The 13,840-nt window shown below is 71.0% G+C and carries 11 protein-coding genes; 3 read left to right on the top strand and 8 right to left on the bottom strand.

Features of this window, described 5'->3' with window-relative positions; genetic code table 11:
* Nucleotides 1-67 precede the first annotated feature (67 nt).
* The 3 genes from CLV68_RS11255 to CLV68_RS11245 are packed head-to-tail and all read right to left on the bottom strand — an operon-like array spanning nucleotide 68 to nucleotide 3,590.
* Entirely contained in the window at nucleotides 68-1,204 is a 1,137-nt protein-coding gene (locus tag CLV68_RS11255) for an acyl-CoA dehydrogenase family protein (protein ID WP_121390291.1), read from the bottom strand.
* Complete coding sequence (locus CLV68_RS11250; RefSeq protein WP_121390290.1) at nucleotides 1,201-2,829, bottom strand: acyclic terpene utilization AtuA family protein; 1,629 nt, start codon at nucleotides 2,827-2,829, stop codon at nucleotides 1,201-1,203. The genes CLV68_RS11255 and CLV68_RS11250 overlap by 4 nt, the downstream gene beginning before the upstream one ends.
* On the bottom strand, nucleotides 2,826-3,590 hold the full coding sequence (locus tag CLV68_RS11245) for a TIGR03084 family metal-binding protein (protein ID WP_121390289.1): 765 nt from the start codon (nucleotides 3,588-3,590) through the stop codon (nucleotides 2,826-2,828). Before CLV68_RS11245 ends, CLV68_RS11250 begins: the two co-directional genes overlap by 4 nt.
* A 150-nt stretch (nucleotides 3,591-3,740) precedes the next feature.
* On the opposite strand from CLV68_RS11245, the gene CLV68_RS11240 reads away from it, so the two are divergent.
* The 3 genes from CLV68_RS11240 (at nucleotide 3,741) to CLV68_RS11230 (ending at nucleotide 6,406) form a co-directional block, all read left to right on the top strand.
* Entirely contained in the window at nucleotides 3,741-4,595 is an 855-nt protein-coding gene (locus CLV68_RS11240; protein WP_121390288.1) for an alpha/beta fold hydrolase, read from the top strand.
* Entirely contained in the window at nucleotides 4,582-5,862 is a 1,281-nt protein-coding gene (locus CLV68_RS11235; protein WP_147459939.1) for a hypothetical protein, read from the top strand. Before CLV68_RS11240 ends, CLV68_RS11235 begins: the two co-directional genes overlap by 14 nt.
* A 67-nt stretch (nucleotides 5,863-5,929) precedes the next feature.
* The gene (locus CLV68_RS11230) at nucleotides 5,930-6,406 is read left to right on the top strand and encodes a GtrA family protein (RefSeq protein ID WP_121390286.1); all 477 of its coding nucleotides are present in this window, start codon (nucleotides 5,930-5,932) and stop codon (nucleotides 6,404-6,406) included.
* On the opposite strand, the gene CLV68_RS11225 is transcribed toward CLV68_RS11230, so the two are convergent.
* The 5 genes from CLV68_RS11225 to CLV68_RS11205 all read right to left on the bottom strand — a co-directional run bounded on the left by CLV68_RS11225 (nucleotide 6,403) and on the right by CLV68_RS11205 (nucleotide 13,255).
* The gene (locus tag CLV68_RS11225) at nucleotides 6,403-7,755 is read right to left on the bottom strand and encodes a type I glutamate--ammonia ligase (protein WP_170224213.1); all 1,353 of its coding nucleotides are present in this window, start codon (nucleotides 7,753-7,755) and stop codon (nucleotides 6,403-6,405) included. The two genes, CLV68_RS11230 and CLV68_RS11225, sit on opposite strands and share 4 nt — an antisense overlap.
* A complete protein-coding gene (locus CLV68_RS11220) occupies nucleotides 7,752-9,452 on the bottom strand; it encodes an IucA/IucC family protein (RefSeq protein WP_121391119.1) in 1,701 nt (566 codons plus the stop codon). Before CLV68_RS11220 ends, CLV68_RS11225 begins: the two co-directional genes overlap by 4 nt.
* Before the next feature lie 41 nt (nucleotides 9,453-9,493).
* Nucleotides 9,494-10,762, bottom strand: coding sequence for a lysine N(6)-hydroxylase/L-ornithine N(5)-oxygenase family protein (locus CLV68_RS11215; protein ID WP_121390284.1), 1,269 nt, complete (start codon nucleotides 10,760-10,762; stop codon nucleotides 9,494-9,496).
* Complete coding sequence (locus CLV68_RS11210; protein ID WP_121390283.1) at nucleotides 10,753-12,207, bottom strand: pyridoxal phosphate-dependent decarboxylase family protein; 1,455 nt, start codon at nucleotides 12,205-12,207, stop codon at nucleotides 10,753-10,755. Before CLV68_RS11210 ends, CLV68_RS11215 begins: the two co-directional genes overlap by 10 nt.
* A gap of 91 nt (nucleotides 12,208-12,298) precedes the next feature.
* Nucleotides 12,299-13,255 (bottom strand): LLM class F420-dependent oxidoreductase, encoded by a 957-nt coding sequence (locus tag CLV68_RS11205; protein WP_121390282.1) that lies wholly within the window; start codon nucleotides 13,253-13,255, stop codon nucleotides 12,299-12,301.
* Between the last annotated feature and the right edge of the window lie 585 nt (nucleotides 13,256-13,840).

The raw sequence follows: 13,840 nt of genomic DNA, 5'->3' as shown, positions 1-13,840 counted from the left end.
ATCGAGAGGGTTACCCCACGAACTCCCCCCATGGCCGAGTCTTGGCAAGCGTGGGACGCCGAGTGGGTCAGGGGGTGAGGCCGAGGCGTTTGGCGGCTAGGAGGGTGAGGATTTCGGTGGTGCCGCCGCCGATCGAGAGGATTCGGGTGTCTCGGTAGTGGCGTTCCACCTCGGAGTCGCGGAGGTAGCCCGCGCCGCCGTGGAGTTGGACTGATTGGTGGGTTACCCAGTCCGCGGTTTCGGCGGCGGTGTTCTTGGCGAAGCAGACCTCGGTGATGACGTCCTCGCCTGCCAGGTGGCGGGCGGCGATGGACCTGGTGTAGGTGCGGGCGAGGTCGATGCGGCGGGCCATGTCGGTCAGGGTCATCTGGATCGACTGGCGGGAGATCAGGGGGCGGCCGAAGGTCTGCCGGTCGCGGCACCACTGGACGGTCAGGTCGTGGGCGCGCTGGGCGGTCGCGTATGCCTGGACCGCCAGGGTCAGGCGTTCGGCGACGAAGTTGACCGCGATCTGGACGAAGCCGGTGTTCTCCGCGCCGACCAGGTTCTCCGCCGGAACCCGGCAGTCGACAAAGGACAGTGATGCCGTGTCCGAGCAGTGCCAGCCCATCTTCTCCAGCTGGCGGTCCACAGTGAACCCCGGCGTGCCCTTCTCGATGACCAGCAGCGAGATCCCGTGCGCCCCAGGGCCGCCGGTCCGCACGGCCGTGGTCACGAAGTCCGCCCGGACCCCGGAGGTGATGAACGTCTTGGCCCCGTTGACAACGTAGTGCGAGCCATCCCGAACCGCTGTCGTGCGGATCCCGGCGACATCGGAGCCGCCGTCGGGCTCGGTGATGGCGAGCGCGCCGATCATCTCCCCCGCCAGCGCCTGCCGGACCCACCGGTCCACCTGACCGGCCGCCACCAGGTGCGGCACGGCGATCCCGCAGGTCAACAGCCCCGCGATGAGCCCGCCGGACGCCCCCGCGTAGTGCATCTCCTCGACCACGACCAGCGCGTCGACCAGGTCCCCGCCCGCGCCGCCCGCCGACTCCGGGAACGCGATCCCGAGCAGGCCGAGCTCGGCGGCCGCCCGGTGCAGCGACCGGGGCAGCTCGCCCGCGCGTTCCCAGGAGTCCAAGTGCGGCAACACTTCCGAGTCCATGAACCGGCGGACCGTGGCACGCAACTCCCGGCGTTCGGGGGTGTCGAACAGGGTCACAGGAACTCCTCGGGGACTTCGAGGTGCCGGGAGCGCAGCCACTCGCCCAGGGCCTTGGCCTGCGGGTCGAACCGGGTCGCGGCGGCCACGCCGTCGCCGAGGAGGCCGTGGATGACGAAGTTGACCGCGTGCAGGTTCGGCAGCGGGTGCCGGTCGATGGTCAACTCAGCGGTCTCCGGCAGCAGTTCGCGGAGGCGGGCGGCGGTGAGTTCCGTTACCAGCCAAGGATAGGCGGCCGGATCGCGAACCCAGACACCCAGGTTGGCGTCGCCGCCCTTGTCCCCGGACCGAGCACCGACAACCGTCCCCAGCGGCACCCGCCTGGTGGCCCCGAACGAGGCAGGCTCCACCTCGACCGTGCGCGACGCGACAGGCGCCCCTGGCGTCCACGGAATCGCGCGGCGCGTCCCATCAGCCAGGACGGCAACATGTTCGACAGCAACAGGTGACACGTACTCTGGCCGATAGACCCCGATGGGCGTCCCATCCGTGGGCGGCGCGGTGAGCGTGAAGCCCGGATAGCTCGACAACGCCAGCTCGACGGTCGCGCGCGAGAACGCCTTGGCCACAGCGGGATCCGGCGTCTTGATGGTCGCGTGGAGCAGAGCGCTGGCTGTTTCCTCGGTATCGGCGTCGACGTGGTCGGTGCGCGCCAAGGTCCACGTGACACCGTCGAGGTCCAGTTGTTGCCGCACCAACGCGGCCTTGGCGTCGACATCGAGTCCACACAGGACGAAAGTGGCGCTGTTGCGGAACCCGGCGAGGGTGTTGACGCAGACCTTCACCGTCTCCGGTGGCGGCCCACCGCGCACGCCGCTGATCCGAACCCGATCCCGGCCGTCGTCGGCGAGGACGATGCTGTCGAACCGGGTCGTGACGTCAGGACCCAGGTAGTCGGCGCCCTGGATCTCGTAGAGCAGTTGCGCGGTAACCGTTTCCGTGGTGACCGCGCCACCGGTGTCCGGGTGCTTGGTGATCACCGAACTGCCGTCCGCGTCGATCTCCGCGATGGGGAAGCCGGGGCGCGTGGCGTCGAACTCGGTGAAGAACGCGTAGTTCCCGCCCGTGGCCTGTGTTCCGCACTCCAACACGTGCCCAGCGACCGTGGCCCCCGCCAACCGGTCGAAATCCGTGCGCCCCCAACCGAAATGCGCCGCGGCCGGGCCCACGACCAGCGAGGCGTCCGTCACCCGCCCGGTGACCACCACATCGGCCCCGGCCAGCAGGCACTCCGCGATCCCCCACGCCCCGAGGTAAGCGTTGGCCGTCAGCGCGCCGTCGAACCCGAGCCCGCGCACGTCGTCGCCCTCGACGTGGGCCACCGCGACGTCGACCCCCAGGCCCCGGATCGCGTCCGCGAGCCCGGCCGGGTTGAGTCCACCGGCGTTGGCGACGATCTTGACGCCGCGCTCCTTCGCCGTCCCGAGCGACCGTTCGAGCTGGCGCAGGAACGTCTTCGCGTACCCGGCGGCCGGGTCCTCGAGGCGCTGCCGCCCCAGGATGAGCATGGTCAACTCGGCCAGGTAGTCCCCGGTGAGCACGTCGAGGTCGCCGCCGGTCAGCATCTCCTGCACCGCGTCGAACCGGTCCCCGTAGAACCCGGACGCGTTCCCGATCCGGATCACGACCTCCCCCTCCCCGCCCCCGGCGGCCCGGCGAACGCCTGCGCGATCCCCAGCCAGACCTCGGCGTCCTGGCCGACGGCGACCAGTCCGGTGTCGTCGCGGTGCACCCGCTGGGTCACCAACCGGCAGAAGTCCAGCGCGGGGCCGGTGACCCGCTGCTCGGCCGCGGTGGGACCCCACGTCCACACGCCGTCCGGCCCGACCAGTTCGACCCGGAACTGCGCGTCGGGTACCGGCAGACCTCGCACCAGGTAGGCGAAGTCCCTGGTCCGCACCCCGATGTGCGCGACGTGCCTGAGCCGCGGCGTTGGCGTCCGCGGCACCCCGAGCGCGTCCGCGACGTCCCCGCCGTGCGCCCAGGTCTCCATGATCCGCGCCGTCGCCATCGAGGCCGCGCTCATCGGCGGCCCGTACCAGGGCAGCTTCCCGTCCGCGCCTGCCAGCGCCTCGGCGAGCTTGCTCCGGGAGTCCCGCCACCGCGCCAGCAGTTCGGCGGGCTCCAGCCGCGCCCCCTGCTCGGCACCGTCGTCGACGAACCGCTCGGTGATGCCCGCCAACTCGGCCGCGAACCCCACCGGATCCGTCGCGGCGAGCAACGCCCGCTCGTCGGTCCACGCCAGGTGCGCCACCTGGTGCGCGACCGTCCACCCCACCGCGGGCGTCGCTCTCGCCCATTCCCGCTCGGGCAACTCGGCGACGAGGGCATCCAACTCGGCACCCTCGGCCCGCAGATCGGCGAGCAACACGGACAGCTCGATCACCACCCCACCGTGGCACGCGCCGCGGCAAGTTTCAAGCAGTCATGCTTGATTGTTTCTGGCGCGGATTTCGGTCCCTCACGCCGCTGGGCATAACAGGGAACGCCCCGCGGTCGACTCCCGGTCAAGTCACCAGCGGTGGGGAGACCAGGCATGGACGGCCGGACGAACACCGAGCACGACGTCCGCTACACCGAGCAGGGCCCAGTGGACGGTGGGACGTACCTGCTGGTGCACGGCCTGGGCGGCTCGCTGGAGCAGTGGAGCGAGATCGCCAGGCAGGTGGGCCGCTCGGCCAGGGTGCTGGCGGTCGACGTGCCCGGCTTCGGGCGCAGCCGCACCGCGACCGGGGCGTTCGACGTCGGGTCGGCCGCGGCGGCGATCGCGCGGTTCTGCGCCGCGAAACAGGTGCGGGACGCGGTGCTGGTGTCGCACTCGGTTGGGTGCGTCATGGCGGCGCAGGTCGCCGCGCTGGCCCCCGAGCGGTTCCGCAGGCTGGTCTTCGTCAGCGGCGCGCTCGTGCGGGCGTCGGACCTGACCCAGCACCCCAGCCGCGCGCTGCGGGACCCGCTGCTCGGGCTGACCGTCGCGACCCAGTTCCTGGCGGGTCTGATCCCCGTCCCCCACGCGCTGCTCACCGCCATGGCCCGCTCGGCGACCCTGCGCTCGGCGCTGCTGCGGCCCTTCGTCGCCGACCCGAGGGCGCTGGCGGGCGACCTGCTGGTGGAGACCCTGACCGGCGCCGGGAGCCCGGCGGTGCTGCGGGTCCTGTTCACCGCCAAGGCGATCGCCTACGACACCATGCTGCGCTCGGTGCGGCAGCCGGTGGACCTGATCACCGGCGACTCGGACCGGTTGATCACCGACGAGGACCGCCGCCTGCTGCGCGGGTTGGTCGACGTGCACCGCGACGAGGTCATCGCGGGCTGCGGGCACTGGCCCTGGCTCGAGCACCCCGCCGAGTTGGCGACCCTGCTGATCAGGAGTGGACTGGATGACGACGTGTGAACCCGACGAGGTCGACCCGCTCGCCGACCGCCGGATCGCCACCACCGACCTCGACCCGTTCGGGTTCACCGGGATCTACAAGTGGTTCCAGGGCTGGCACTCGGCCTGGCTGTTGATCGTCGGCGTCGGCTACCTCGGCGCGGTCCTGATCGCGGCGGCGTCGGCGGGCGCCATCGGCACCGCGGCTGATTTCCAGGCGGTCGCCGACGTCAAGCGGGTGCTGCGGGTCCCGGTGGCCGAGCCGAGCCTGCCCTCGTTCCCGCTGGTCCGCGACGTCACCACGTGGTTGTTGTCGGCGAGCGTCGTGGCGGGCACGGTGCTGCTGCACCGGCACTGGACGTACCTGTCGAAGTGCCTGTCGTCGCTGGCCGAGAACGGGGCCATCATCGCCAAGCACGAGATCCGCTCGACCAGGGTGTCGCGGTTGCTGCGCATCGACGCCATCGTGGCGGGCAAGTCGACTCGGGAGGCGTTCGGGCACCTGGTCAGGCACGTCAACGAGACCCTCGTGGCACACCGGGCGCTGCTCGTGGTGCCGATGGCGGTGGTGTCGTTGGTGCTGGCGGTCCTGCTGTCGATGGGGATGGAGAACAGCCTGTTCCAGACTGTGGCGCCGCAGGGGTTGTCCGACGAGGCGCACCAGGTGTGGTTGCAAGACGCCTACCAGCACTGGTGGGCGGGCGGTAAGCACCACTTGGCCAGGTTGGTCTACCTGCTGCTGGCCTGGTACGCGATCTTCATCATCCTGGCGTTCCAGGTGGTCGGCCTGTGCGCCATCTACGTCACGATCGCCATGCACTACCTGGTCGAGCCGAGTGCCGACTGGCTCAACGGGGACGGTCGGTTCGGATGGGCCCCACTGGCGCGGTTCTACCGCACGGTGATGTGGGCCAACGCGGTGCTCGGCACGAGCCTGACCACGGTCCTGGCCTCGCTCGGGGTCACCAACGTGGCCTGGATCGGGGTGCTGGTCGCGCTGTACGTGCTGCTGATGCCGGTGTTCACGCTGGCGCCGTGGGTGCTGTTCCGGCAGGCCGGGGCGAAGGCGGTCGACCTGCGGGTGGCGCAGATCAAGGCGCTCGCCGAGCGCGACGGCGTCGACGTGCGCGAGGACATCGCGCGGATGGGGCCGTACCTGGCCGAGATCGACCGCAGCCGGGGCGCGGACATCCGGCCGCTGCGGATGGGCACCATCTCGCTGTTCACCCAGTTCACCCTCGTGGCGCTGCCGATCGCCCTGGCGGCGGCGCAGATCTGGTCGCAGTGACACCGTGGTGACCCTGTGTTCGCCTGCGCGATGGCAACCGGACACCCGGTGTGGTCAGGATGGCGGTATGTCGGTTCGGGAAGTGCGGCGGGCGGAGCGCGGGGAGCGGTTCGCAGCCGTGATGGTGGCGGTGGTGCGGCGGTTGCCGTTCGGGTTGTCCCGGGTGGTGCCGCCGAGCCTGTTGGGGTTCGCGGTGATCAACGGGTTCACGTTCGGCGTGGACATGGGGTTGTTGACGGTCATGCGCAGCGGGTTCGGGTGGCCGCTGCCGGTGAGCATCACCATCGGGTATGTCATCGCGTTCGGGTTGAGCTTCGTGTTGAACCGGGCGTTCAACTTCCGGTCGCACGCGGACGTCGGGCCCCAGGTGGGGCGGTACGTCGTGGTGGTGACGGTCAACTACCTCGCGTGGATCCTGGGCGTGGGCAGTGGGCTGGCGGCTCTAGGCGTCGACTACCACCTGGCCCGGCTTGCCGCGGGGGCCTGCGAGGCCGTCTACATGTACGTCTGCATGCGGTGGGTCGTGTTCCGCGAGCGGGCCTAGACCCGCAGGTCGCCTCGCTCGCGGTGCCACGAGTTCACGGCCTCTAGTCCCGCGTCCAGCTCCTCGCCCATCATCGCCAAGCGGTGGTCCACAACGGCCTGGCCCAAGAGCGCTACCGCCAGCTTCGACCCGCTCAGCTTCTGCAGGGCCTCCCACGGCGTTCGGGCTAGATCCCCGACCTGCCTGTTCTCCGCAGGTAGATCCAGCCGTTCCTCGACGCCCGACAAGCCTGACGCGATCAGGGCGGCGACGACGGTGTGTACCTGGGCGTCCGCGCCCGCGAACCGTGCCTCCATCCGTAGCGACTGACCGCGCCCGGCCAGTCGAACGGCGGCGGTGCGGTCATCGCTCCCCCACCGCAGTGACCGTGGCGAGAACGGGGACGTGCGGAGGCGGACGTAAGAGTTCCAGGTAGGCGCCCAGAACGCGGTCAGGTCTGGGGCGGCTCGCAGGACGCCGGCGAGGAAATGCCCGAACAGGGTCGACACCTGGTCGGGTCTAGCTCCGGCCACAAGCGACACCCCTGCCGGGTCCGACAGGGACAAGTGCACGTGGCAGGACCCACCGGTCCCCGCTGACTCTGCCGCCAGGTACCCCGCGCGTACTCCGTGCTCGGCTGCGACCCTACGGACGACCAGCTGGTGCAGCATCGCGTCGTCGCACGCGGCAAGAGCGTCGCGGTGTCGTTGGACCACCTCGAACTGGCCCGGGTGGCATTCCCCGCGCGCGGACTCCACACCGAGCCCCAGGCCGTCCAGCGCCGACCGCACGTCCGCCAGCAGCCCGGACATCGGCGACAGCCCGCCCACGGCGTAGTCGAGCCCGCCGCCGGTCAGCGGGACCCCGTCCGGCGAGGTGAACGTCACCTCGTGCTCGATGCCCACCGACGCGACGAGCCCCAGCTTCTCCGCCATCACGACCTGCTCGCGCAACGTGGTCCGCGGCGCCTCCGGGACCGACCGGCCGTCCGGCCACTCGACGTCGCACACCACCAGCCAGGTGTCGGGCCCGTCCGGGGTCAGGGTCGCCAGGTCGGGCCGGATGCGCAGGTCGCCGTAGCCGCCGAGGAACTGGTCGACCGCGGAGGCGTTGACCGCCTGGCGCGCCGGGTTCCAGCCGAACACGTAGGCGCACATGCCGTACCCGCTGCTCAGGACCGTGTCGACGAAGTACCCGGCGGACAGCTCGACGGCGGCGAAGCGGGCGTGCGGGTCCGGCACCAGGCACACGACGCGGCGCACCGACCCGGCCGCGACCGCGCCGCGCAACGCCCCGGACAGCGCGGACGCCGCCTGCGCGCGCTCGGCCAGGGTCCGCGGACCGACCGGTCTGGTGTGCTCGACGCTCACCACGCCCCCTCGGGGTCCGGTCCGGCGAGGGGGTTGAGCGCCCGCCCGAACCGGACGTCGAACTCGTCGTCGCGGTCGACCTTGTCGAAGCCCTGACCGGCCAGGTGCTCGCGGTTGAGGCACACCCGCTCCACGTCCGGGGCGAAGAGCTTGCACGCGTCGAACCGGGCCGCGGTCTCGGGGTGGGTGTCGCGGTAGGCGGAGACGATCTCGCGGACCAGCGCCCACAGCCGGGGCCTGGCGAAGCCGAGTTCCTCGTCGAGCACCTCGGCCAGGAACCGCAGCTGACCGGCGAACACCGAGCTGAACAGCGACTGGGCCAGCAGGTGCGCGGGCCAGCGCAGCATGTCGGCGCCCGCGGCCGCGCCGAGCCGGTCGTAGCCGGGCAGCGGCTCGTCGAGCAGGTCGACGCCCTGGGCGAAGTCCTTGATGGCGACGTGCTTGGGCTTGCCGCTCGCGCCCACGACCAGGACCAGGTTCTGCCCGTGCGGGCAGAAGCCGACGCCGTGTTCGAGCAGCCAGTGCAGCAGGGGCGTCAGGAGTATGTCGAGCAGCCCGCGCGTCCAGTCCTCGGTGGACAGGCCGGAGGTGGTGATGAGGTGCGCGATCACCGAGACGCCGTCGGGGCCGCGGTAGGGCAGGGCGGCGAAGGAGATGGCGCGTTCCCCGTCGGCGAGGCGGGTGCGGATCGGTTCCCGCCACAGCGCGCCGAGGGTCTCGTGGAAGCGGTAGGGCAGCTCGTCGACGGAGGCCAAGAGCGGGTGGCGCACCGAGACGCTGGCGATCTCGCCGAGCAGGTCGAACCGGTAGCGGTCGCGCAGCAGCTCGTCGCTCTCGTGCACCGCGCGCAGCCAGGTCGTGACCTCGGGCGCGGCCAGCGTCGCCGCGGACGCCAGGCCCCGGTAGACCAGGGTGTTGCGCACGGACACGGCCGTCTTGACGTCCAGCCTGGTCGGGTGCGAGGCGTTGGCCAGGGTCCGCACGGTCTGGTGCGGGCGGTAGCGGTCGGTGCTCTCGCCGACCGGGACGACGACGCCGGTGGCCAGTTCCTTGGCGTAGAGGGTGCCGACGACCTCGTCGAGCTGCCACGGGTGCACGGGGACCAGCACGTAGTCGCCGGGGTCGGCGAGCTTGGCACGGAACGCGGCCAGCTTGTCGGCGCCCAGTTCGGCGGTGAGCAGCTTCTCCTCGGTCAGGGTGGACACGCAGTTGAAGGTGGCGTGGTCGCGGTGCACGGCCAGCCAGGGCAGGGCGAACCCGGCGCCGGACTCGGGGGCGTACTTGGCCCGGTCGTGCGCGGAGAAGCCGACCCTGCCCTTGTTGAGCACCAGCCTGGGGTGGCCGGTGAGGTGCCCGTCGGCCTCGTCGTAGTCCATCGTGGACAGTTCGGCGGCGGTAGGGGCGTGGCCGAGCCTGGCCGCCTCGTTGGTGACGGTCGCGGTCAGCTCGGCGAGCACGTCGGCCAGCCGCAGCCCGGTCAGGCCGAGCTCGGCGCGGGCGTCGACGACCAGGGTCCTGGGGTCGTCGGCTGGTTCGCCGTCGCGGGTCGCGCTGCCCGGGCGCACGGCCCAGGACTCGAACGCGCCGCGCCGCGCCGCGAACCGGTACTCGGTGCCGCTGCCGAGGTCGAGCCGCCAGCCGTCCGGCCCGTCCGGTTCCGGCCGCAGCAGGCCCTCGTAGCTGAGCTCCCCCAGCATCTTGTGCGTCACCAGCGCACCCGCGTCCCGCCAAGCAGCCGTCACATCGCCCTCCCCGTCTCCCGCACCAGTCCGAACGTCGTGAACGCGGTGCGCTGGGGCAGCGGGTGGACCGCCCGCCCGGACACGGCGTTGAGGATGGTCGCCGACCGCCAGGCGGTCAGGCCCAGGTCGGGCGCGCCGACCCCGTGGGTGTGCCGTTCGGCGTTCTGCGCGAACACCGACCCGGTGACGCCCGGGGCGAGGCCGACGCGGAACTCGGCGTCCACGGTGTACCTGCCTGCCGCGTCCTTGGCGCCTACGAGCGGGCCGAGAATGCCGGTGATGTCGCGCTCGGCGTAGCCGGTAGCGCAGACGACGGCGTTGGTCTTCACGATGGCGGTAGCGCCTTGATGGTCATGGCGGAGAGTCAACTCGATGGTCCCGTCATCACCTCGGGCGGCGGTAACCTCAACGCCCGGGGTGAGAGTGACATCGGGCCAGCCGCCGCCGACAGTGCGTTGGTAGAGCTCGTCCTGGATCTCGGCGATGGTGTCGGCACTGATCGCCTTGTAGAGCTGCCACTGCGCGGGGACGAGGGCGTCGCGGGTGGGTTCGGGGAGGCCACGGAAGTAACGGGTGTAGTCGGGGGTGAACTGCTCTAGCCCGAGTTTCGAGTACTCCATGGGGGCAAAGGCTGGGGTGCGGGTGAGCCAGCGCAGACCACCTTGGCGTCTGCGTAAGAGGTCGAGGAAGACCTCCGCGCCTGATTGCCCCGATCCCACCACGGTGACGTCGTCTAGGGCTAAGAGGCTGTCTCTGACGTCTAAGTAGTCCGCCGAGTGGTGAGCCAAGCCAGCCAGCGCGCCGGGAATGACCGGTTCCGTACCGACGCCGAGGACGACGTTGCGGGCTAAGAGGGTCTCGTGCTCGGTGACGACCTCGAACGCCTCTTGTGCTGCCGACCAGCGGACTTCGGTGACGTTCTGCCCGAAGGTGCACGAGGGCAAACGTTTGACAGCCCAGCGGCAGTAGTCGTCGTACTCCGCGCGGGGGATGTGGAAGCGCTCGGCGAAGTAGAAGGGGAACAGACGGCCCTTGTCGCGCAGGTAGGCCAAGAACGACAACGGGTGCGTTGGGTCAACGAGGGAGACGAGATCGGCCAGGAACGGGACCTGGAGGGTGGTGCCGTCGATGAGCAGACCAGGGTGCCACCGGAACTCGGGCGACCGGTCGAGGAACCTCGCGCGCAGGCCGCCGACCCCGGACGCGAGCGCGGCCAGGGACAGGTTCGCCGGACCGATGCCGACACCGACGAGGTCTAGCGGCACCGTTCCGCCTTGTCCGCCACCAGGTCCAGCAACGGCAGGTAGTCCCCGGGGGTCGCGTGCGGGTGCAGCAGGGTCAGTTTCAGCCAGAGCTTCGGCGTGCCGTCGTGGTCCGGCATCGTGGCGCGGCCCAGGACAGCGGCACCGTCGTCGAGGAGTCCTCTTCGGACAGCGGCGACGAGCGCGTCACCGTCGTCTGACAGGTCTGCCACGCGCGGGCGCAGCAGGATCGTGGACAGCGTCGGCTCTCCCCACAGGCGCAGGGCGGTGTGAGACGCGACGGCGCGCGCGACGTGGGTCGCGGTGTCGCAGCAGCGGTCGACCAGTTCACCGATGCCCGCGGTACCGAGCGCACGCGCGGTCACGGCGATCTTGAACGCGTCGGGTCTACGGGAGGTGCGCAGCGAACGGCCCAGCAGGTCCGGTAGTCCTGCCTCGGTGTCGTCGTCGGCGTTGAGGTAGTCGGCGTTGGTGGCGAGTCTGGCGGTTAGAGCGGTGTCGCGGCAGGCGAGCACTCCGGCCGCGATCGGCTGCCACCCCAGCTTGTGCAGGTCTAGCGCGATGGAGTCGGCGCGGTCAATGCCCGCTAGTTGGTGTCGGCGGGCGCTGAAGAGCAGCGCGCCACCGTAGGCCGCGTCGACGTGCAACCAGGCGCCCGCCGCGTGGGCGATGTCCGCGATCTCGGTAAGGGGGTCGATCGCGCCGGAGTTCGTGGTGCCTGCGGTAGCGGTAACGACGGCAGGTCGGTCCAACTCCGCTAGAGCGTCGGCGAGCGCGCGCGGGTCGACCTTGTCGAGGTACGTGCGGACGACCACGGGGCGCGGGAGGCCGAGCAGCCAGGCAGCGCGGGCGACGCTGTGGTGGGCGTTCGCGCCGCACACCGGGACGACGTCGGGCCCGAGGGTCTCCCTGGCGAGCAGCATCGCGGTCAGGTTCGACTCGGTGCCGCCACTGGTGACCAGGGCGTCCGGGCTCGCGGCCGCCGGGTAGCACAACCGCGCGACGCTGTCGGTCAGCGATCGTTCCAGCGCGCTTGCGGCCGGGGCCTGGTCCCAGGAGTCCATCGACGGGTTGAGCACGCTGGCGACCAGGTCGGCGGCGGCGGCCACGGCCAGCGGCGGGCAGTGCAGGTGCGCGGTGCACCAGGGGTCGACCGGATCGGCGGACCCGGCGGCCAGCACCGCGGACAACTCGGCGATGGCGGCCTCGGCCCCCACCCCGTCCACCGGCAGCGGGTCGAACCCGGCGACCGCCCTGGCCACCGCGGCCGGACCACCCGCGGGCAACGGCCCGCCGCGTTCCCGCACCCCGGCCCCGAGGGCCGCGAGGGCCACCGACACCAGCCCACCCACCGTCTCCGCACCCGCCAGCGCGGCGGCGGCCGTGCGATCACCGCCGCTCACCCCACCCGGCACCCAGTCGAGCCCGTTCGCGTGCACCCGGACCATCCCCGCGCCTTTCTTAGGTTTGCCTATCCTTACCAAGATAGTCGGCGGTCACCTCCGGCCTGTTCGAGCCCTCCTGGGGATCTTGCTTGGCTCAGCGCGCGGGCGCCAGGGCACGCACCAGCCCGACCGGGTCGTCGCCGGTGGGCAGCAGCGACAGGATCGGCACGGACACCCCGGCGTCCACATAGGAGGACACCCGCTCGCGGCACTCATCGGGGTGGCCGTGCACGATCAACTCGTCCACCACGTGGTCCGGGATCGCGGCGTTCGCAGCCGCTCGATCACCGCGCGCCCACGCCTCTTGCATCGGCCGGAGCACCTCACCCCGCCCGAGCCACTCGTGGAACGCCGCATAGACGGGCACAGTGAGATAACTGCTGATGAGCAACCTGCCCAACGCGCGCGCCGCGTCCTTGTCCGTCGTCGGACAGACCAAGATGCGCGCCACGAGTTCGGTGTCGGGCTTCAACTCAGCCTTGACCTTGGCTACGTCACTGGGCGCCAACCAGTTCGTGATAGCGCCATCGGCCAATCTTGCCGCCAACCGCAACATCCCCGGCCGCAACGCCGCCACCATGATCTCCGGCGGCGTCGCGGGCGGCCGCTCCAGCCGGAACCGCGAGATGGAGAACGTGTCGTAGTCCGCGCTGACCTTCTCCCCCGCCAACGCCGCCCGCAGGAACGCCACCGTGTCCCGAACCCGCTGGTACGGCCTGCGGAACACACCCCCGTTCCACCCCTCCACGATCACCGACGACGAAGCCCCGACCCCCAACGTGAACCGCCCGGGCGCCATCTCCGCGACACTCGCCGCACTCATCGCCAACACACCCGGCCCCCTGGTGAAGACAGGCGCGATCGCGGTCCCCAACCTGAGTTGCGGCGCCCACTCAGCCGCTAGGACCAACGGGGTGAACGCGTCACACCCGGCGGTCTCGGCCGACCAGGCATCGGTGTAGCCCAGATCCGGCAACTCCCGAACCAGGTCGCGGTGCGCGGGGAGCGGAATCCCGGTCAACGGCAGTGAAAGCCCCCACCTCGACGACATGCCACCCCTCCCAACCAGCACGAACCTCACGGTGCACGCTACCGGCGCGGGGGGTGGGTGGAGGCAGGACGACACACGAGTGGATTGCCGGAGTTGGACAAATCGGTGGTGGGGTGGGGGGTTGGGGGTGGGTTGTCCACAGGGCGGTCGCTTGCTCGGCCTGGGTTGTCGGCGCTGGTCGGTAAGCTGTATATCGGGGGGTGCTGTGGCGGGTTTGATCTTGGGCTGAGGGTGTTCCGGCTCTCGTGCTCGCCTGCGGCGTCGACGGTCAACGCCTCGCCTTCGGCATTGGCCGGGGCGCGAGTTTCGAGCTTTGCTCGATGCGGCGAACTTGTTTTGCGCGGGGCCCCTACGACACCCGGGCAGAACCACAAAGCAGGGGCCCAAGAGCAGGCCCTGCCACGGTGAGCGACGCTACGGGTGCCGTCCCCCCACACAAAACAAGTCCGCCCCATCGAGCCGGCCTGGCACCAGCGGATCCGAGGAGCGGTTGTCGGCCAACGTCTGAGAGGTGCGGTTGTGGGCCAACGTCTGAGAGGGGCGCGCGAGGACCAACGCCTGTGGCGGGCGCGTTGGGGCCAACGT

This window comes from Actinokineospora cianjurensis (assembly GCF_003663795.1).
Classification (GTDB): Bacteria; Actinomycetota; Actinomycetes; order Mycobacteriales; family Pseudonocardiaceae; genus Actinokineospora; species Actinokineospora terrae.
Note: the sequence above shows the minus strand (reverse complement) of the source record. Positions and strands in the feature narration are given on the sequence as shown.